Annotated in this window: 16 protein-coding genes; 7 read left to right on the plus strand and 9 right to left on the minus strand. The window is 59.2% G+C overall.

The annotated features are described in order from the left end of the window. Nucleotides 1-132 precede the first annotated feature (132 nt). Together HJW02_RS03815 and HJW02_RS03820 are read right to left on the minus strand one after the other, a co-directional pair. Nucleotides 133-1,053 carry a phage capsid protein gene (locus HJW02_RS03815; RefSeq protein ID WP_102722555.1) on the minus strand — a complete coding sequence of 307 codons (921 nt, stop codon included), beginning with the start codon at nt 1,051-1,053 and terminating at the stop codon, nt 133-135. Between the two features lie 225 nt (nt 1,054-1,278). Beyond that, nucleotides 1,279-1,968 carry a polyphenol oxidase family protein gene (locus HJW02_RS03820; protein ID WP_180970959.1) on the minus strand — a complete coding sequence of 230 codons (690 nt, stop codon included), beginning with the start codon at nt 1,966-1,968 and terminating at the stop codon, nt 1,279-1,281. Nucleotides 1,969-2,156: 188 nt separating this feature from the next. On the opposite strand from HJW02_RS03820, the gene HJW02_RS03825 reads away from it, so the two are divergent. From HJW02_RS03825 to secD, 3 genes are all read left to right on the plus strand, one after another. Further along, nucleotides 2,157-2,843 (plus strand): outer membrane lipoprotein-sorting protein, encoded by a 687-nt coding sequence (locus tag HJW02_RS03825; protein WP_180970958.1) that lies wholly within the window; start codon nt 2,157-2,159, stop codon nt 2,841-2,843. A gap of 129 nt (nt 2,844-2,972) precedes the next feature. Further along, on the plus strand, nt 2,973-3,935 hold the full coding sequence (locus tag HJW02_RS03830) for a polysaccharide deacetylase family protein (protein ID WP_180970957.1): 963 nt from the start codon (nt 2,973-2,975) through the stop codon (nt 3,933-3,935). A gap of 255 nt (nt 3,936-4,190) precedes the next feature. After that, nucleotides 4,191-6,572, plus strand: coding sequence for a protein translocase subunit SecD (gene secD, locus HJW02_RS03835; protein WP_180970956.1), 2,382 nt, complete (start codon nt 4,191-4,193; stop codon nt 6,570-6,572). 314 nt (nt 6,573-6,886) lie between these two features. Here secD and HJW02_RS03840 read toward each other — a convergent pair whose 3' ends face one another. From HJW02_RS03840 to HJW02_RS03850, 3 genes are all read right to left on the minus strand, one after another. Beyond that, nucleotides 6,887-8,047: an EF-hand domain-containing protein gene (locus tag HJW02_RS03840; RefSeq protein ID WP_102722717.1), complete on the minus strand. Its 1,161-nt coding sequence runs from the start codon at nt 8,045-8,047 to the stop codon at nt 6,887-6,889. Nucleotides 8,048-8,330: 283 nt separating this feature from the next. Further along, nucleotides 8,331-9,446: an A24 family peptidase gene (locus tag HJW02_RS03845; RefSeq protein ID WP_102722718.1), complete on the minus strand. Its 1,116-nt coding sequence runs from the start codon at nt 9,444-9,446 to the stop codon at nt 8,331-8,333. Further along, entirely contained in the window at nt 9,439-10,563 is a 1,125-nt protein-coding gene (locus HJW02_RS03850) for a TIGR00730 family Rossman fold protein (RefSeq protein ID WP_022397271.1), read from the minus strand. The genes HJW02_RS03845 and HJW02_RS03850 overlap by 8 nt, the downstream gene beginning before the upstream one ends. Before the next feature lie 208 nt (nt 10,564-10,771). Between HJW02_RS03850 and HJW02_RS03855 the strand changes: the two genes are divergently transcribed. The 3 genes from HJW02_RS03855 to fabD all read left to right on the plus strand — a co-directional run bounded on the left by HJW02_RS03855 (nt 10,772) and on the right by fabD (nt 13,433). After that, the gene (locus HJW02_RS03855; RefSeq protein ID WP_022397270.1) at nt 10,772-11,896 is read left to right on the plus strand and encodes a DNA-directed RNA polymerase subunit alpha; all 1,125 of its coding nucleotides are present in this window, start codon (nt 10,772-10,774) and stop codon (nt 11,894-11,896) included. A gap of 36 nt (nt 11,897-11,932) precedes the next feature. Then, nucleotides 11,933-12,343 carry a 50S ribosomal protein L17 gene (gene rplQ / locus HJW02_RS03860; protein ID WP_022397269.1) on the plus strand — a complete coding sequence of 137 codons (411 nt, stop codon included), beginning with the start codon at nt 11,933-11,935 and terminating at the stop codon, nt 12,341-12,343. 163 nt (nt 12,344-12,506) lie between these two features. Further along, nucleotides 12,507-13,433, plus strand: coding sequence for an ACP S-malonyltransferase (fabD, locus tag HJW02_RS03865; protein WP_102722719.1), 927 nt, complete (start codon nt 12,507-12,509; stop codon nt 13,431-13,433). Nucleotides 13,434-13,560: 127 nt separating this feature from the next. On the opposite strand, the gene HJW02_RS03870 is transcribed toward fabD, so the two are convergent. The 4 genes from HJW02_RS03870 to HJW02_RS03885 form a co-directional block, all read right to left on the minus strand. After that, nucleotides 13,561-13,986 (minus strand): DUF4339 domain-containing protein, encoded by a 426-nt coding sequence (locus tag HJW02_RS03870; protein WP_022397267.1) that lies wholly within the window; start codon nt 13,984-13,986, stop codon nt 13,561-13,563. 46 nt (nt 13,987-14,032) lie between these two features. Continuing rightward, the gene (locus HJW02_RS03875; protein ID WP_102726859.1) at nt 14,033-14,464 is read right to left on the minus strand and encodes a DUF4339 domain-containing protein; all 432 of its coding nucleotides are present in this window, start codon (nt 14,462-14,464) and stop codon (nt 14,033-14,035) included. Between the two features lie 76 nt (nt 14,465-14,540). Then, nucleotides 14,541-15,236 carry an HAD family hydrolase gene (locus tag HJW02_RS03880; RefSeq protein WP_022397265.1) on the minus strand — a complete coding sequence of 232 codons (696 nt, stop codon included), beginning with the start codon at nt 15,234-15,236 and terminating at the stop codon, nt 14,541-14,543. Then, complete coding sequence (locus HJW02_RS03885; protein WP_102722721.1) at nt 15,223-16,617, minus strand: LptF/LptG family permease; 1,395 nt, start codon at nt 16,615-16,617, stop codon at nt 15,223-15,225. The genes HJW02_RS03880 and HJW02_RS03885 overlap by 14 nt, the downstream gene beginning before the upstream one ends. Before the next feature lie 258 nt (nt 16,618-16,875). On the opposite strand from HJW02_RS03885, the gene HJW02_RS03890 reads away from it, so the two are divergent. Beyond that, nucleotides 16,876-17,988, plus strand: coding sequence for a hypothetical protein (locus HJW02_RS03890; RefSeq protein ID WP_102722722.1), 1,113 nt, complete (start codon nt 16,876-16,878; stop codon nt 17,986-17,988). Nucleotides 17,989-17,990 lie beyond the last annotated feature (2 nt).

A 17,990-nucleotide genomic window follows, 5' to 3' on the forward strand; every position in this document is an offset into this window, starting at 1 on the left:
TTTCCGGTTGCGGAGCGGAACGCTTTCGTCATTGGGACTGTCGTTTTCCGGAAAACAAGAGCCCCGGACCGCAGAACGGCCCGGGGCGTCTCCCTTCATGGATGAAGAGAGGGTGTTAATGGTGCATGCGGCCTAGTTGGCCCCTTCGTCGCACAGGATTTTGACGAAGCCTTCTTCCTGGAGACGGGTGGCGCCGCAGGCGAACTTGGCGCGGATCTGGAGGGCTTCCTCCATGTCGTCGCGTACGGAAAGCTTCACCTTGAAGTCGTTCCAGATGCCGAACTGCGCCTTGCTCTTCACCCAGGCCAGGCAGGAACGGGTGCCGTCCTCCGCCTTCGGAAGCCGCTGGGTACGGATGAACTTGAAGCCCATGAAGGTGTCTATCTTGCCTTCCACCAGGGCTTTCACGTTGTTGAAGTCATAACTGCTGACCTCCGTTTCCCGCAGCAGGCTCATGATCTGGGAGCTGGTCACCGCAATGACGAGCTGGTCGCCGAACTGGGGGGCATCCTGGTTCCATGCCTCGTTTTCCTCAAAGAGCTGGAGGGCCGCGCGCAGCTTGGCTACCGTGAGGTTGCTTGCGCCCTTGGTCCCGCTGTCCACGTGGTCCACGGCGATCTGCTGGCTCTCCTTGAACGGAACGGCGGTCATGCCGTCTTCCCCCACGTAATTCGTGTCCAGGAAGGCGGAGATCATCACGTCGTCCATGCGGCGCCCTGCGGCGGCCTGGAGTCCTTCAATCGTCTTGCTGACGGGAAGGTCCATGTCGCCCAGGCGGGTAGCGTCGAATTCGTCGTAGCCGATGGCCTTGGTGAAGGTGCGCGGACGCATGGAACGGCGCGTGGTGGGCGCCTCGTTCAGAACGGTCTGGCCCACGCGGGTGGTTTTTTCCGTGAAATCCAGAACGCCGAATTGGTCCAGAAAGACCACCTTGCCGCTCAAGTCGCGCATGACGCTGACGTACTTGTCCAGGCGGGAAGCGTGCTGCTGGAGCAGGGTGCCCCATTTCCTGGTGTATTTTACCTGATAATTGTCGCTGATTGTTACTGCCATGATTGCAAATGTAATGATGTTTGAATGCGGGAACGGCAACTTGGATTATCGGGTCCGGAATAACCGGAACGGTCCTGCCGCGGTGGGATGCGGCCATGTCCCTTGCGGGATTGCGGGCCGGTCCCGTCCAGCGCCAACGGGTATGGGCCACCTGCAAAAAAAACGCACCACGGCGGAACCGTGATGCGCTGGGCAAAAGGAATGAAAGGCGCTGCCTTTCCGCTGTTAAAGAATGATCGGGTGCGGGCGGGTGGCGTGGTCCGGGCCGAAGAGGGCCAGCATGCGGCCCGTCTGCCCCTTCTCCACGCGGTAGGAGTAGAAGCGCTTGGTATCCGCCGCCGTGTCCAGCCCTGAATCGTGAATCTGGTCTTCCGGCACCCCTTCCTCAACGAGCTGGGCCTTGATGGCCGTGGGGATGTCTTCCTCATAATGGGGGGGACGGATGCAGGGAGAGATGACGGCAATCAGGTTGGCAGGGTCCACCCCCAGGCATTTCTTCATGGACTTGATGGTGTTGGAAACGATGTTGCCGGCGGTTCCAGCCTTGCCTGAGTGAATCAGGGAGCGGTGGCAGTTTTCCTTGTCGTACAGCCAGACGGCGGCGCAGTCCGCCACGTAAATGGCAAGCACGCAGTCGGAAACTCCGGAGCAGATCAGGCTGTCCACGCCTTCCACGGGATAATTGGAGCCGATGTCCCCCACCAGGGCCACCCTGGTGCCGTGCACCTGTTCGGCGCGGCGCAGGTCCTTCCACCGCCAGCCCAGGGCCTCCACTTCCGCCTTGTGGTACGGTTCCAGCCGTTCCAGCACGGTTTCGCGGTCTCCGGTTACGTCCACCCCCGGGATTCTTTCAATAAACTGGACGATTTCCCCAGGATAGGACTGGATGGGCTTCAAGAATGCAGGCGTTTCCATAATTGATGGATCAATAGATGTCGTTGGGCACATCTTGTCGTTTTGTATTACCTAGTCGAGCAAAATCTAGCGCAAAATGTCACGGACGCCGCCCGGTGACTGAGAAAAGGTTTTTTTCCGCGTTTCCGGAGTGATATGAGCAATTCATGCTGCGCAGATATTCTTTGCTTTCCACTTTTTTCGCGGGAATGGCCGCCATGGTCCTTTCCCTGGCTCCTTCATTTTCCCAGGCCGTTCCGGATGCCGGGCAACTGCTGAAAAGGGTTCGCCAGGGGGCGACCCTCCAGGAGAACAAGGACATCAAGGGGCAAATACGCAAACGCAGCGTGAAAGTTCCCTTTTCCATGAGCTTGCGCGGCAACCTCATTGCCTTCCAGTACCAGTTGAATAACGTCTGGAACAGGTTTGACCTGAAATTCAAGGACCGCGGCCAGGAAATCCTTTCCTGGAAGGACGGGAAAGCAGGCGTTCTGCCGGTCGCCCAGTACGCGGTGCCCATCGCGGGGACGGACGTGACGTATGAGGACCTCTCCATGCGCTACCTGTACTGGCCCCAGGCCAAAATCGTCCGGGACGACGCGGCGAGCACGGTGAAGGGCCGGGACTGCTGGATTGTCCAGATTCCGAACCCGAACCCCAAGGTCGGGCAGTATGCCTGGGTGCGCGTCTGGATTGACAAGGAAAACGGAGCCATGTGGCAGGTGGACGGCATTGACGGCCGCGGGGAACTGGCTAAAAGGTTCATGATTGATTCCGTGATGAAGCTGAAGGACGGCTCCTGGTTTTTCAAACGGATGAAGGTGGAGGTTCGGGACCCCTCCCATCCCCGCAGAACGGTATCTGTCAGCTATATCGACATGGACAGTCCCGAATAATCCCCCGCCTCGTTCCCGCGGGCGCCCTTCCCAGGGAGGGGAAGCCTCCTTCTTTTTCATGCCGCACGGATGGATGATTTAGGACGTGACAAGAAGGCGGGATGGGCGTACATCCTCCAAAAACCTGTTATGAAGAAACGTTTATTCCTTGCATGTGCCCTGGCGCTCGGGCTGTCCGCCTGTTCCCAGCATCAGGAGCGGCCGGTGGAGTCCGGCGCTCCGGTGAAGACCTCCCTTTCTCCCGTGACCGCTCCGGGGAAGAAGCCGGACCGCCCCGCCGTGAAGCTGCCCCCCAAGTCCGTGCAGGTGCCGTCCGTGAGCCCGTCCTACAACAACACCCCGCTTTCCCCCCGCATTCCGGGAGTGACGGTCAGCCGCGTGGCCGTGCCGGACAAAGTGGTGGCCCTCACCTTTGACGACGGTCCCCACGGGACGCTGACCCCCAGGGTGCTGGACATCCTGCGGGACAACAATGTCAAGGGAACCTTCTTCATGCAGGGCTGCAACGTGAAAGCCCATCCCCAGGTAGTGCGCCGCATGGTCAGTGAAGGCCATGAAGTGGGCAACCATACGTGGAACCACGCCTACCTGAGCAAGGTATCCCGCGAAAAGGCGGAATCCCAGCTCCAGAGCACCAATGAAGCCATCCGCAACGCCTGCGGCATTGTTCCCGTGGTCATGCGCCCCCCCGGAGGCTACACGAACGCCGGCGTAGCTTCCTGGGCCCGCCAGCGCTTCGGCTTCACCACCATCATGTGGGACGTGGACACGAATGACTGGCGCAAGCCCGGCTCCTCCGTGGTGGCCGCCCGCGCCGTAAACGGCGCCAAGCCCGGCTCCATCATCCTGGTGCATGACATCCACGCCTCCACGGTGGCGGCTGTAGACGCCATTGTGAAAGGGCTGAAAAACCGCGGTTATGAGCTGGTGACCGTTTCCGAGCTCATCCGGCGCGGACGCGCCGCCGCCGGCCATGCTCCTTCCATGCCCGCTTCTCCCGCCGTTCCGGATTCCTCCCCCCTTTCCGCGCCCGTGATCGTCACTCCCGTGGCGCCCGCCCCCGTTCCCGTTGAAACGGTGGCAGGCATGTAATCTCCGGCGTTTCCCCTTTTCCATTCTTCTTTCAACCCGGTTTCCGCAGGGAAACCGGGTTTTTCATGCCCGCGGCGGAGCTCGTTTTCCGGAGGTCCGCAGGGGGTGGCTTCCTCTTAACGGGTACACGCACAGAAGGCTTGACCTGCTGGCGAATTTCTCCACAATCCCTTGCCGTATTACTCACACCCAATCCGGATTGAAATGTCTATGAATCTCCTGGCATCTGCCGATACTCTCCCCGCGGCTGGCGGAATGTCCGCTCCTCTCGCGTTTATTTACGATCTCTTCAACAACCCTCTCTTCATTTTCATTGGCGGTCTGGTATTGCTGGGTGTGTTTTTCTGGTACCTGGGTTCCGACCAGGACAAGGTCAAGCGCAACGCCGGCACGATCTTCATCATCGGCATTGCGTCCTTTTCCCTGTTCTCCCTTTTCCAGCAGGGCTTGAAATACGGCATTGACATTGCCGGGGGCGTCTCCTTCACGCTGAGCGTAGAACCGAACATCGGGGATGACGGCAAGCCCATTCCGCTGACGGACCAGGCCATGGAGCAGGCGTGCGTGATCCTGACGGAACGGCTCAACAGCACCGGAGCCAATGACGTCATCATCCGCCCGAAGAAAAAGGACAACCTGAACCTCATTGAAGTGCAGATTCCCGCCGCGGACCCTGCCAAGCGCGAGGAAACCAAGGCCATCCTGACCAAGGTGGCCAAGCTGCAGATTCTCCCCGTCCATCCGCGCAACAATGAACTGGTGGCGGAAGGCCGCATCCGCGTTCCCGGCTACAGGATGTATGAATACACCTTCAAGAACGGCAAAAACGAGGACGTCACGGAAAAAATCTTCCTGGAAAAACGTGAATCCCTGACGGGCAAGGACATCGTGCGCGCCGGGGTGGACCTGGCCCGTCCCGGCCATGTCAACGTCACCCTGAGCAACGAGGGGGCGGACAAGATGTACAACCTGACTTCCCGCATGCAGCTGGGCCACGACCGCATGGCCATTGTTCTGGATGACGTGGTCAAGAGCGCGCCTACGGTTCAGGCCATTCTTTCAAAAAGCTTTGAAATCAGCGGACTGGATGCGCCCGGCGAGGCGGAGGCCCTGACGAAGGTGCTTTCCAACCCCCTCACCAACAAGCTCAACTTTGAATCTGCCAGCGAAATCTCCGCCTCCCTGGGCCATACGGCCCTCCTTCAGGGGGAATACGCGGGCATCACGGGGCTGATTCTCTGCTTCATCATGATGATCATCTACTACCGCTTTGCCGGTCTGGTGGCTATCATGGGCCTGACGATTAATGCCCTGCTTCTTCTGGGGGCCATGTCCATCTTCGGGTTTGAGCTGACGCTGCCGGGTATTGCCGGTATCGTGCTGACCCTGGGCGTGGCGGTGGACGCGAACGTGCTGATTTACGAACGCCTGAGGGAAGAAAAGGAAATGGGGCGCCCCTTCCGCGTGGCTATCCGCAACTCCTTTGACAAGGCTTTCTCCGCCATCTTTGACTCCAACATCACCTCCCTCATTACCGCCGTCATCCTGTACTGGATGGCCACCGGCACCATCAAGGGCTTTGCCGTTACGCTGACGGTGGGCGTCATCACCTCCATGATCGGGGCGATTCTCGTCACCCGCGTCCTGTTCTACTGGGCGGATACCATCGGCATGATGAAGGACCTTAAATTCCTGAATCTCTTCAAGAAGAAGAGCAACATCAACTTCATGGGCCAGAAGGTCTGGTCCTGCTCCCTGTCCGCCATTCTGCTGCTCATCTGCATCGTGGTGGGGGCCATGAAGGGCAAGGACTGCCTGGGCATGGACTTTACGGGCGGTTCCTCCATCTCCTACCTGGTCAACAAGGGAGACATCTCCTTCCGGGAAGTGGAAGGTGTCGTGAACAAGCTGGCCCTGACCCAGAAAGCCACTGTGCAGGAAGTGGCGGAATCCACGGACAGCAGCAAGGTGAACATCCTGATCAACTTCTCCGACAACGCCCTGGACAAGGCGGCCATCACCACGGCCCTGGACAAGGCGTTCCCCGTGCTGGACAACGCACCATTCAGCGAGGAAACCATCGGGCAGTCCATGGGATACGATACGCTCATCACTTCCGCCTGGGCACTCTTCTTCGGCATTCTGGGCATCATGGTTTACCTGACGGTGCGGTTTGAATGGACCTTCGCCATCGGCGCGGTCATCGCCCTGACGCATGACGTCCTGCTGGTGCTGGGGCTGGTGATCATCAGCGGCACTGAGCTGAACGTCATCCACATCGGCGCGCTGCTGACGGTGGCCGGCTATTCCATCAATGACAAAATCATCGTGTTTGACCGCATTCGCGAATTCCTCCGCTTCTCGGACCCGAATGAAAGCGCGTCCCAAATCATGAATGAAGCCATCAACCAGACGCTTTCCCGCACCATTCTGACCTCCCTTTCCACACTGGCCGTGCTGGTGTGCCTGTACTTCTTCGGCGGCCCTTCCATGGAGGACTTCGCCTGGACGATTTCCGCAGGTATTCTGATCGGCACGTACTCCTCCATATTCATCGCCTCTCCGGCGGCCCTCCTCTTCTCCCGGAAGCACGGGCTGCATGAGGAAGTCAAGCAGGCCATGAAGGCCGGAGCCTGAGGCGCGGCAGGAAATTGATTCGTTAACTCTGACCGGGGGAGGCCGCATGCCTCCCCCGGTCTGTTTCTTGGTGGAAGGAAGGGGAAGGGTTAAGTAAGTCCAAGAGTTTGCTAGGTAAGAGGGGTAAGAGGGGTAAGAGGGGTAAGAGGGGTAAGAGGGGTAAGAGGGGTAAGAGGGGTAATGATGGGAATTCCCTATAATCCCTAAAGTTCCCTATAACCCCTAATTCCTTTTCCCTGATAAGAAAAACCCCGCCTGCCGTAAGGCAGACGGGGCCGTCTCTCTGTTTCTGCTATGCGTTTCTGCGGGTGAACTTACTCATCATCCCCTTCTTCCTGGACCGGAGCGGGGGGAGGGGGCATGTCGTTATTGCCGCGGGCTGCCTTCCTGGCTTCCCTGCGAGCGGAACGGCGCGATTCCAGAGCCTTGGAGGCGTCAGCGTTGAGCTGTGCCATTTCAGCTTCATTCAGCTTGCCGTCCTTGTCGGCGTCATACTTTTCCTCAATCAGGATCCAGCCGGCCGCCATGATGGGGGCGCGGTTGGGATCAAGCTGGGGGCGGGGGCCGTCCGGACGGTTGCCGCGGGGACCGCGGTCACCGTCTCCGCGGCGTCCTTCACCGCCTCTGCGTCCTTCCGGTCCCCTGGGCGCGCGGGGTCCTTCAGCCCTGGGGCCTCCGGGACGGCGCGGGCCATCCATCTTGGGCGCACCCGGTCCCTTGGGACCGCCGGGCGCGGCATGATGCGGGCCGGGCTGGCCGTGATGGGGAGGGATAGCCTGCAATTCTTCCGGGGAAAGCTTGCCGTCGCCGTCCTTGTCAAACTTCTTGATCATGTTGGCAGCGTGGGCTTCCTGGCGGGCCTTCATTTCCTCCATGCGCTTGGCGGCTTCCGGGTGGTCCTTGGCCCAGTCCTCCCGCATGGCTTTCTTTTCCTCGTCGGAAAGCTTGCCGTCGCCGTCCTTGTCATACTTCTTAAGCATTTCGGCCTTGCGGGCTTCCTGGCGGGCCTTCATTTCTTCCATGCGCTTGGCGGCTTCCGGATGGTCCTTGAGCCATTCTTCCTGCATGGCCTTTCTTTCCTCCTTGGAAAGCTTGCCGTCGCCGTCCTTGTCGAACTTCTTCAGGATGGCTGCCTTCCTGGCTTCCTGGGCTTTCTTGACGTCCGCCTGGAGAACGGCTATTTCCTCGTCGGAAAGCTTGCCGTCCTTGTCGGTGTCATACTTGGCCATGACCAGTTCTTCCCCGATGATCATGATGCCGGGATCAATTCTCCTCATTTGGAGGTTGGCCCGTTCCGGACTTGGGCCCTGGCGGTCCCTGCCTCCGGCGCGGTGGCGGGGGCCTCCCCTTCTTTCAGGGGGGGGCTGCATTTCCGGAGCGTCGGAAGGTGCGTCCGGGGCGGGGGGCGGCGGCGCGTCCTGAGCGAACGCGGAGCATGCGGCAAAGGCCGCGGCGATAATCATTTGCTTGGTCATAACTTTGAGTGGTGAGGTTTGATGCGTTTCGGAAAGGGGCGTCGCGCTGTGATATCTCAAACAGGTGGAAACGCCTCCCTTTGCTAGGATGAACCCCCGGAATTCGTCCTGGTTGCAAAATAAAAACGTGCGTGCTCCGGAAAGGGGCGGCCGGAGCCTTTGCGGGGCTTCCTTTTTTCTGCCGGGGTGCAGAATGGTAAAGCTGTTGAATATGAAATAAATCTATAAAAAAAAGACCGCAGCCCGGAAGGGTTGCGGTCCAGCCGTGTCATGGAGGGAAAAATTATTCTCCGGAAATGAAGCGGAGATAGGCCAGCCACCACTGGTCGCCACCCAGTAGCCAGATCAGGGCGGCGCTGAGCAGAGCGGGGCCGAAGGGAAGATTCCTGCCGAACCCCATGCGTGAAACGACTGCCTGCACAATCCCCAGCAGGGAGCCGAGGAAAAGGCAGAACACCGCGCCCTGCCATCCGCCCACGCATCCGGCCATCATCAGAATCCAGGCATCACCGGAGCCCATGGCTTCCCGCTGCGCGCGAATATCCGTCATGGTTCCTTCCACGCTTTCCAGGTCTTCCAGCGGGAAAACGTCTCCGTTCTCCAGCTCTATCCTGTCCTGGCGCAGGATGACGGAGCAGGGAGGGAGCGTTTCCCCGTCAATGGTGACGGAGCCCCCGGAAATGACGGCCTTGTCCGTGGCCCGGTGGAAAAGCATGGACCAGTCGTGAGGCTGTCCGTTGATAATGAGCTGGAGCTCGTCCCGGTCGGATTCCGGCTCCTTCAGGCTCCACGGAGCGGGAGCGTCAAAGTGCTGCTTCCAGGTGCCGAACAGGAGCTTGCCCAGTTCAATCACCAGCCTGATGGCGGCATACCCGGCGATTCCCCCCAGCACGGAGGCCGTGAAGGCGTCCGTCCAGGTCATGACGTCATTGTCCGGCAGGAGAAACGGGTAAAGGGCACAGGCTCCCACTCCGGCTGCGGCGCCGATGAGCGCCTGGGTGCGGAATACGATCAGATGCTCCGCGTCAATGAACATGATGACGATGGCCATGGCAGTCCACAGGCAGAGCAGCACGGCGGCTTCCGCGGAGGCGTCCGCGTACTTCCACCCCAGGGCGGCGAAAAGCAGGGCCGTAAGCAGCTCCACGAAGCAATAGCGGAAGCTGATGCGCGTTCCGCAGCAGGCGGATTTTCCCCGGAGCGCCAGCCAGCTTAGCACCGGAATATTCAGGTACCACGGAATGGCTTCCTCGCATTCCGGGCAGAAGGAGCGCGCCGGATCATTGACGGAGATGCCCAGCGGCGTCCGGTAAATGACTACGTTCAGGAAGGAGCCGATGCAGGCTCCCATCAGGCCGAAAATCAGCGGAATCAGCCACGCGGGAAGGGCGTCAGACATGGGAGGGTGGGGAATAAGTCCGGCTGGGCGTCTGGTTGATGCGGTCAATCAGAAGCCTCAGCCTGCCGTAATTGCCGCGTTTGATGGGGAAAATGAGGCGTGGCAGCCGGTCCAGGTGGGGTTCGTCCGCCTCATCCGGGAGCGGTCCGCTCTGGACCATTCTTCCCCCGGGCAGGATCAGGTCTGAAAAATCCCGTTCCAGATGCTCCACCCACTGGGCGGGCAGGTGCGTGTTCAGGCGGATGACGATGGCGTCCCTGACAAAACGGTAGGAGTGGAAAATGCGGTAGAAGCGGTCGATGTGCTCCATGGCCTCCGCCGGATTCTTGGTGACGTGGATGAGGTGCAGGTCATCCGCGGAAATCAGGCCGGAATCCACCAGTTCCACGCGGATGAAGGCCAGCCAGTTCAGCCAGAAAGTCTTGCCGGGGGAATCCAGAAGGACGATCGGGTAAATGGTGGCCTTCCCCGTCTGGATCAGGGTGAGGGTTTCAAACACCTCGTCCATGGTGCCGAAGCCGCCGGGGAACGCCACCATGGCATCGCTTTCCGCTACGAAATTCAGCTTTCTGACAAAGAAATAATAGAAATTGATCAGCTTGTCGCTGTGGGCTACCACGTGGTTGGAAGTCTGCTCATACGGCAGGGTGATGTTCAGGCCGAAGGAGCGTTGCTCGCCGGCTCCTTCATTGGCCGCCTGCATGATGCCCGGTCCGCCACCCGTAATGACCATGTAACCGTGTTCGCTGGCTTCCCTGGCGAACTCCCGCGCCGTTTCATACGCCGGCTCATCATTCCTGATGCGCGCGGAGCCGAACACGGAAATCTTGCGGATGTGGCGGTACGGGGCGAAAACGCAGTTGGCCCGGTACATCTCCCGCCCGGAACGGATCAGGACGGTAAAATCGTGGTCGGAGGCTTCGGACTGCGCCATGTTGATGCCCGTCTTGATATACTCCTGGAGGTAACGGGGATCGTGCCTGGTGGAGGCTATTTCGGAAAGTTTTTTGACGACTCCTTCCAGAGCCTGGTAGCTGGTGTCCATGGACATGGTGGAGGGGCGCTTCTTGTCTTCCCCCGTAAAATCCCTGTTGTCCAAAAAATCAGGATGCTTCATGAGTTGGTATATAGGTTTGCCCCACTATGCCAGATGACGCACGTTAAGTCACAGAAAATTTGCCGGCGGACATGAAAAGAGTTGATTGTTGAAAACAGATCGTTAAATTGCTCCCCGCACGGGAGTTTCCAAAACATGCCGTAGGTCCTTCAGGCGGATTGCCCGCCATGCCCGTGCTGAGGGGAAACCCGGTACATTACATACAATTATGTCGGAAAACGAAACCACTACTGCAGAAGAAACCGCCGTTACCACGCTGGCCCGCTTTGAAGTTCCCAGCCGTCTGGAAAAAATTGAAGACCCGAATGATGCGAATCATCTGACCTTCGTGGCGGAACCGTTTGAAAACGGTTACGGCCATACGCTTGGCAACTCCCTGCGCCGCGTTCTTCTGGGTTCACTTGAAGGCGCCGCCATCACCTCCGTCCGCATCGCCGGCGCACAGCATGAATTCTCCTCCCTGCCCGGCGTGGTGGAAGACGTGACGGAAATCGTGCTGAACCTGAAAAAGGTCAAGTTCAAGCACAACGGCAAGGAACCGCGCCTGCTCTCCCTGCGCGTGCACAAGCAGGGCGTCGTGACCGCCGCCGACATCACTGACGACACCACCTACCAGGTGGTCAATCCCGATCAAATCATCTGCACCCTGGACCAGGACACCATGTTCGAATGCGAATTCCAGGTGCGCGTGGGCCGCGGCTTTGCCACCGGCGACGAAAACAAGGTGCCGGACATGCCCATTGGCGTGATCCCGATCGACTCCATTTTCTCCCCGGTCACCCGCGTGAAGTACTCCGTGCAGAATACCCGTGTGGGCCAGATGACCGACTACGACAAGCTGATCCTTGAAGTATGGACGGACGGCCGCATCTCCCCCGCAGACGCCATGCTCCAGGCCTCCGCCATTCTGCGCCACCACCTGGACGTCTTCGTCAACTATGACGACAAGCAGGTCAACTTTGAAGAAGCTCCTTCTGCCGTCCAGGACGAGGAAACGGCCCGCCTGCGCAAGCTGCTCAACATGAGCGTCAACGAAATCGAGCTTTCCGTGCGCGCCGCCAACTGCCTCAACAACGCCAACATCACCACCGTTGGCCAGCTCGCCATGAAGAGCGAAAGCGAAATGCTCAAGTACCGCAACTTCGGCAAGAAGTCCCTCAACGAAATCAAGGACAAGCTGCTGGAACTGGGCCTTTCCCTGGGTGTTCAGGTGGATCCCTCCCTGCTTACCGGTCCCGTGCCGCAGGCCAAGCCGCGCCTGGGTCTGGAAGAGGAAAGCCCCGTGGGCCTGGCAGACCTGATTGCCGCCAACATCGAAGACGACGACGACTAAATCTCACAAAACCAACACACATAGAAAAATATCATCATGAGACACGGTGTAAAAACCTCCAAGCTTCAGCGCAACGCTTCTCACCGCAGGGCTTTGCTCGCCAACCAGGCATGCAGCCTCATCCTCAACGGACGCATCACCACCACCCTGGCCAAGGCCAAGGCTCTCCGTCCCTATGTGGAAAAGCTGATCACGCTCGCCAAGCGCGGCGACGTGCATTCCCGCCGCCTGGCTACCGCCACCATTCACAACACGGTTGCCGTCAAGCGCCTGTTTGATGAAATCGCTCCCCTCTGCGCGGAACGCAAGGGCGGCTATACCCGCATCGTCAAGCTGGGCCAGCGTCTGACGGACTCCGCCCTCGTGGCCATGATCGAAATCATCGATCTGCCCCGCGAAACGGCTGAAAAGGAAGAAGCTCCCGCAACCACGGAAGCAACCGCCTAAGGCCGTTCCCTGACACATCAGGTTTAACCATCCGCCCCGGCCTCTCGCAGAGACCGGGGCGGATTTTCTATTCATATTGGCGGTAAAGAGATTACGGAGGAAGTGCGGTGGCAAGATCGCTCTTGCTTCTTTCCTGCCGGAACGGTATAATTCAGCCTCAACTATGGACGCAGTATTATTGTTTTCCGGACAAGGTGCCCAAAAAGTAGGCATGGGCAAAGATTTGTATGACCAGTATCCCGCAGCCAGGGCCCTGATTGAGCAGGCGGACAAGGCGCTTGGGGAATCCCTCTCCTCCATCATGTTTGAAGGCCCCGGCGAAGAACTGACCCGCACCTGCAACTGCCAGCCTGCTCTCTACGTGCATGGCCTGGCCTGCCTGGCCGTCTTGAAGGAGCTGGCGCCTTCCCTGAATCCCGTGGCTGCCGCCGGCCTTTCCCTGGGTGAATTCACGGCTCATGCGGCTGCCGGAACCTATACCTTTGAAGAAGGCCTTCGCCTGGTCCAGAAGCGCGGCGCGTTCATGGAGGAAGCCTGCAACGCCACGAAGGGCACCATGGCCGCGATGATCGGCGGGACGGATGAAAACGTCATCAAGCTGGCGCAGGAATGCGACGTGGACGTTGCCAACTTCAACTGCCCCGGCCAGACGGTCGTTTCCGGCACGGAAGAAGGCGTGGACAAGGCCATTGCCGGAGCCAAGGCTGCCGGCTGCAAGATCGCCAAGAAGCTCAATGTGGCGGGAGCCTACCATTCCCGCCTGATGCACAGCGCCATGGTGAAGCTGGCGGAGGAACTCAAGAATGTCTCCTTCGGCACGCCTTCCATGCCCGTCTATTGCAACTATGAAGCCCGCGTGGTGGAAGGGCCGGACGACATCCGCAATGTGCTGGAGCACCAGGTGTGCGGCTCCGTGCGCTGGACGGCCTCCATGCAGAAGCTGGTGGACCAGGGCCACCGCCTTTTCATTGAACTGGGACCGGGCAAGACGCTGGCCGGCATGATGGGCCGCATCTGCAAGGATGCCACCGTCATCTCCATCGAAGACGTGCCCAGCCTGGAAGCCGCCGTTGCGGAATTAAATAAATAATTCTCCGTAACAGTAATTTTCAAACCGCCGGATCTTCAACGGTCCCGGCGGTTCTTTATTTCAAGTTATCCGACGGCACGGCGTCCCGGCCCGGGTGCAACACGGTGGCGGACGTTCCGCCGCGCTCTTATTCCCTGCCGGGAGCAGCGGTAATGCCGCACTTTTCCACAAGCGTGTGGACGTAGCATAAAAGCTTGCCCATGAAAACGAGGATGCAGGGAATCAGGATGATTACTTCCAGTTCGGCATGGTTCGTCAGGAAAAATATCACGATGCCAAAGCAGAAAAAGAGGGTTGCCGCTGCGTAAAACAGGATGCGGATGGAAGGCTGCTCCTTCTTTGAAGGCTGGAGCGCCTTGAATTTAATCCGCCTCTGCAGAATGGCGGAAAGGGGGACCCAGTTCCGGGAATCTTCTTTCCTGACCATGGTGGTGGAAAACGGAAGCTTGCCGGCTGCCGCCAGCGTGTCGATCACTTCCTTGCTGACGGGACCGGCGGTTTTCTCATCGGTGCGGTAATGGTAGAGCGTTGCTCTGGCGGGTATCGGGCTCATAGGCTGCAGGGGAGAGAGCGGGGAGGAGGAAAATGTTTGCGTCTGGTCAGCGTTCCGGTTCCTGGGCGGGCATTTTCCTCATGCCTCCGGTAAGAAGGTGCATGTACATCAGCATCTTTCCCATGAAAAACGCTATGGCAGGCACGAACAGCACTTCCATGTAAAGGATGGTGTGGAGCATGATGGAATGCGCCACGCCGCAGGCCAGAAGGAGAAGGGCAATGATGTAAAACAGGAGGCAGCTTTTAGGAGGGCGGCAGGAAAGCATGAAGGCGGATGCCCTGAGGCGCGCCAGGCGCTCCTGACGGCGCAACTCCGTTGCGAGCGGCATCCAGCACTGGGAATGTTCCTCCCGGATCATGGTATCCGGAAGAATCTTCTTGGAGACAAGCAGGGCGTGGAGGTCTGTCAGGCAGATAGGGCCCACAATCTTGTCTTTGACGCGGTAGTGATATAATGGGGTACGTTGGGAAGCCATTCTCCTTACATAAGGCATGAAAGGAATTCCGTCAAGAAACAAGCGTAACGGAATGGAAGGCGGAATTCCCGAATTCCTAAAGAAGTTCCGCCAGGGAACGGATTTTACTGGTTGCCAGGGAAAAATCCGCCTGCTCCGTCACCCGGTTCGGGATGGAGATGACGGGCATTCCTGCGCGGTGCGCGGCGGTGGTGCCGTTCTGGGAATCTTCCAGCACCAGGCATTCAGCCGGCTGCATGCCCAGGTTTTCCGCAGCCTTCAGGAACAGGGCCGGGTCCGGTTTGACGGGAAGGCCGTCGTCACGGCAGACGACGGTCTGGAAATAGGGCATGATGTCCAGCCTGTTCAGCCAGCCGTCCACCCAGCGGTGGGAAGAGCTGGAGGCGACGCCCATGGGCGTTCCGGCTTCCGCCAGGCTCCGGATGAGTTCGCAGGCTCCTGGCAGAAGGCCGGCGTGCTCCAGGTCGCGGACGATTTCCTCCTGGCGGCGGCCGTTGACGGCTTCCCAGTCGAAGGTGCGGCCCGTCAGTTGTTCCAGATGCTCCCCGGGGTTCCAGTGGGTGTAGCCGCTCCCCAGGCACTGGTTGAACAGATCCAGGGGGAGGGCGTGGCCGCAGGATGCGAACACGCGTTCCCAGGAGGAATAAATGGCGTATTCCGTATCCACCAGCAGCCCGTCAAAGTCAAAAATCACGGCGCGTGCCCGGTGGAGCAGTTCGCGGGCTTTCCGGACGGCTGCCAGGGAGTCGTCAAGGTGGTCAGGGTTGGTCATGGACGGGTGTCTTTTTCAAGCCTCTCAGCATCTCCATGAAGCTTCTGTGGGCCAGCTTGGTCTGGAACAGGCGGATGGCGATGATGGTGTAAATGATGTTGGGCATCCACGCCCCCAGCCAGGTGGGGAGGTAGCCTGCGGAGGCCAGCGTGGGGAAAAACTCATACAGGAACAGCATGGCCGCCGCCAGGAACAGCGCAATGCCGATGCCGGACATGGCGGAGCGCCGCTGGAACGTGATGGCGGAAGGAATGGCGATGAATGTCAGGATAATGCAGGAAAACATGCGGGCTATCCTGACGTGCCATTCCGTTTGCAGGCTTCTGAGGTACTTGGCGTTTGTCGTGCCGGACCTGATGATTTCCTGGAGGGCCGGAGTGCCCTGGGTATCCACGCGGACGTTGGGGGAAATCAACTGCCAGGGAGTCTCTGGATAATGCTCTTTCAACGTTTGGTATTCCTGCCCGGCGAACACGGGCACGTCGTTCAGCTGGCGGGGTTCCTCCTGGGAATAATTCCTTTTGATGGCTTGCCGGAATGTCCATGTTCTGGAAGCCGGGTCCCACATGGCTTCATCCGCAAACAACTCGTACTCCATCTTTCCGGGCGCGCTGAACTGTTCCACGCGCACCTGCCTGAACGGCTCGCCGGGGGAGTCTATTCCGGGAGGGTCGCCGAGGTACCAGATGCGGGATTCCGCGTCGTTCTTGTAGATGGTGCTCCGGGAGGCGTCGTCATTTTTATTCTGGCTCAGGGAGGAAAACATCAATTTCCTGTACAGAGTGGAATTGGGAGCCCAGTGAAACCCGAAGATGCCGAAGTAGATGGCCGCAAAGACGGCGCCGATGATGACCGGGGCGTTGATCCGGAGCAGGGATCTCCCGGATTGCAGCATGCCGGTGATTTCCGAGGATGAGGAAAGCTTGGTAAGCGCCCAGAGCGTTCCCAGCAGAAGGGTGTAGGGAAGGATCAGGTTCAGGATCATGGGCAGCTGGCTCAGGTAGAAGCGGAAGGTGCCCGCCAGGGGGGAATCCAGGTTCATCAGGTCCCCCACATTGTCCGCAAAATCGCCGATGATGTAAATCAGCGTGAGGATGGCCGTGCACATGATGAAAGCCGTGAACCAGGTACGCGCCACATACCTGTCCAGGATGCCCGAACGGTTGTACAGCAGCATCCCCAGCGCCGGAAGGAAACAGCCCAGGAGAATGAGCCAGGGCCGCAGAAGCTGGGCAAGGGGATATTCGGACGGCGTGCCGGGAATTTCCCATTGCATCTGGGACCATTCCCGGGGCATCAGGAACCAGGCCGCCGTTCCTCCCAGCGCAAGCAGGAGGAGGAATGCGAACCATTGGCGGAAATGTCGGGCCTGGATTGCCATGAAAAAGTAAGGTGGGACAAGGATGCCAGATCGGGGGCGGGAAATAAAGCGTTATTTGGCCGCCGGGCAGGGACGGAGGCTTGCCGGAACCGCATGTCCGTGCGCCCGCGCCTGTCCAGCGGAGGGCGGTGCGGCACGGCTCCATGCGGGCCGGAATGGCGTGCGGAAGATATTCTCCTGATAGAAGTTGAGTGTTGTCAACGTAGACAGGATGGGATAAAATCTTCCTGACAACCGCTTTCCGGGTACAGCTTTTCCATGTTCAAACGTCTTGTTCAACTGTTTCTTCTGCTCCTTCTGGCAGCAGTGGGCGTCCTGGTGTGGTTTGCGTGGTATGTGTCCACTCCGTTGCTCGTTCCCGTGGGGGGGGATGAACCCGCCGCTTCTCCCGTTGCGGATTCCCTGGTGATGGAGCCGGTGGAAGCCGTCTCCGCCGACGGTATCGCCATTGAAGGCTATCTGGTGCGTCCGGGGCGTCCGGAGGCCTTGTCCCCGCGCCAGAGCCGCGTGCGGGATACCTTGAAACTGCGCGGAAGAATGCCGCATCTGGAGGCGAAGCCGGAGCTGGTGGTGATAGCCACCTCCTGGGACCAGGGGGTGAAAGGCTCCCTGCCGCTGGCGGAAGGACTGACCGGAGCCGGTTACACGTGCCTGGTATGGAATCCGCGCGGGAAAAACGACGCCCGGAAATTCTGCACGTACGGATTGAAGGAATATGCGGACGTAACGGCTCTGCTGGACGCCGTATCCCGGAAACAGGGGGGATTGCCGCCCGTGGCCGCCGTAGGGCAGGGGTTTGGGGCAGCGGTGCTGCTGAAAGCCGCGTCTGAAGATCCCCGCATCCGCTGCATGGTCAGCATGGACTGCTTTCCTTCCCTGAAAACCGTGGCCGTCCGGGAAATGGAGCAGGACTGGGGCAAGCCCCTGTGTTATGCCGCGTACTGGCTGCTGGATGCCGGCGTTGACTGGCGTGCGGATTTCAGTACGTTTGACGTGGCTCCCGTAGACGATGCCCTGAAACTGGATTATCCCGTCATGGTGGTCTGCACGAACCAGTACTTCTTCTCCACCCTGGAGGATTGCCTGAGCATTTACGACTCCCTAAGAAACGAGAAAAAACAACTTTATGAATCCATCCGGGAAGGCGAGCCCTACGGCACCCGGGAGCGGACCTTCCTCCATTCCATTGAAGGAAAAAAGGGGGAGAAATTCGAGAAAACCTACAAGGTCAACGTCTATGCCGGGGATGACGAGTTGCAGGCTGGCATTGCGGAATGGATTCATGAGAATACGCGCATGCCCATGCCCAGGGTGTTGTCCCATGAAACCTACAGTGCACCTGCTACGGGCACCGCTCCTTCCGGTTCATGAAC

Source organism: Akkermansia sp. GGCC_0220 (assembly GCF_017566105.1).
GTDB classification, from domain to species: domain Bacteria; phylum Verrucomicrobiota; class Verrucomicrobiia; order Verrucomicrobiales; family Akkermansiaceae; genus Akkermansia; species Akkermansia massiliensis.

Excerpts from the sequence above, each read along its gene's own strand:
- HJW02_RS03830 (WP_180970957.1), top strand. The coding sequence starts at position 2,973 with ATGAAGAAACGTTTATTCCTTGCATGTGCCCTGGCGCTCGGGCTGTCC.
- HJW02_RS03820 (WP_180970959.1), bottom strand. The coding sequence starts at position 1,968 with ATGGAAACGCCTGCATTCTTGAAGCCCATCCAGTCCTATCCTGGGGAA.
- HJW02_RS03875 (WP_102726859.1), bottom strand. The coding sequence starts at position 14,464 with ATGGCTTCCCAACGTACCCCATTATATCACTACCGCGTCAAAGACAAG.
- HJW02_RS03840 (WP_102722717.1), bottom strand. The coding sequence starts at position 8,047 with ATGACCAAGCAAATGATTATCGCCGCGGCCTTTGCCGCATGCTCCGCG.
- HJW02_RS03815 (WP_102722555.1), bottom strand. The coding sequence starts at position 1,053 with ATGGCAGTAACAATCAGCGACAATTATCAGGTAAAATACACCAGGAAA.
- HJW02_RS03850 (WP_022397271.1), bottom strand. The coding sequence starts at position 10,563 with ATGAAGCATCCTGATTTTTTGGACAACAGGGATTTTACGGGGGAAGAC.
- HJW02_RS03855 (WP_022397270.1), top strand. The coding sequence starts at position 10,772 with ATGTCGGAAAACGAAACCACTACTGCAGAAGAAACCGCCGTTACCACG.
- HJW02_RS03885 (WP_102722721.1), bottom strand. The coding sequence starts at position 16,617 with ATGGCAATCCAGGCCCGACATTTCCGCCAATGGTTCGCATTCCTCCTC.
- rplQ (WP_022397269.1), top strand. The coding sequence starts at position 11,933 with ATGAGACACGGTGTAAAAACCTCCAAGCTTCAGCGCAACGCTTCTCAC.
- fabD (WP_102722719.1), top strand. The coding sequence starts at position 12,507 with ATGGACGCAGTATTATTGTTTTCCGGACAAGGTGCCCAAAAAGTAGGC.
- secD (WP_180970956.1), top strand. The coding sequence starts at position 4,191 with ATGTCCGCTCCTCTCGCGTTTATTTACGATCTCTTCAACAACCCTCTC.
- HJW02_RS03845 (WP_102722718.1), bottom strand. The coding sequence starts at position 9,446 with ATGTCTGACGCCCTTCCCGCGTGGCTGATTCCGCTGATTTTCGGCCTG.
- HJW02_RS03890 (WP_102722722.1), top strand. The coding sequence starts at position 16,876 with ATGTTCAAACGTCTTGTTCAACTGTTTCTTCTGCTCCTTCTGGCAGCA.
- HJW02_RS03825 (WP_180970958.1), top strand. The coding sequence starts at position 2,157 with ATGGCCGCCATGGTCCTTTCCCTGGCTCCTTCATTTTCCCAGGCCGTT.
- HJW02_RS03870 (WP_022397267.1), bottom strand. The coding sequence starts at position 13,986 with ATGAGCCCGATACCCGCCAGAGCAACGCTCTACCATTACCGCACCGAT.
- HJW02_RS03880 (WP_022397265.1), bottom strand. The coding sequence starts at position 15,236 with ATGACCAACCCTGACCACCTTGACGACTCCCTGGCAGCCGTCCGGAAA.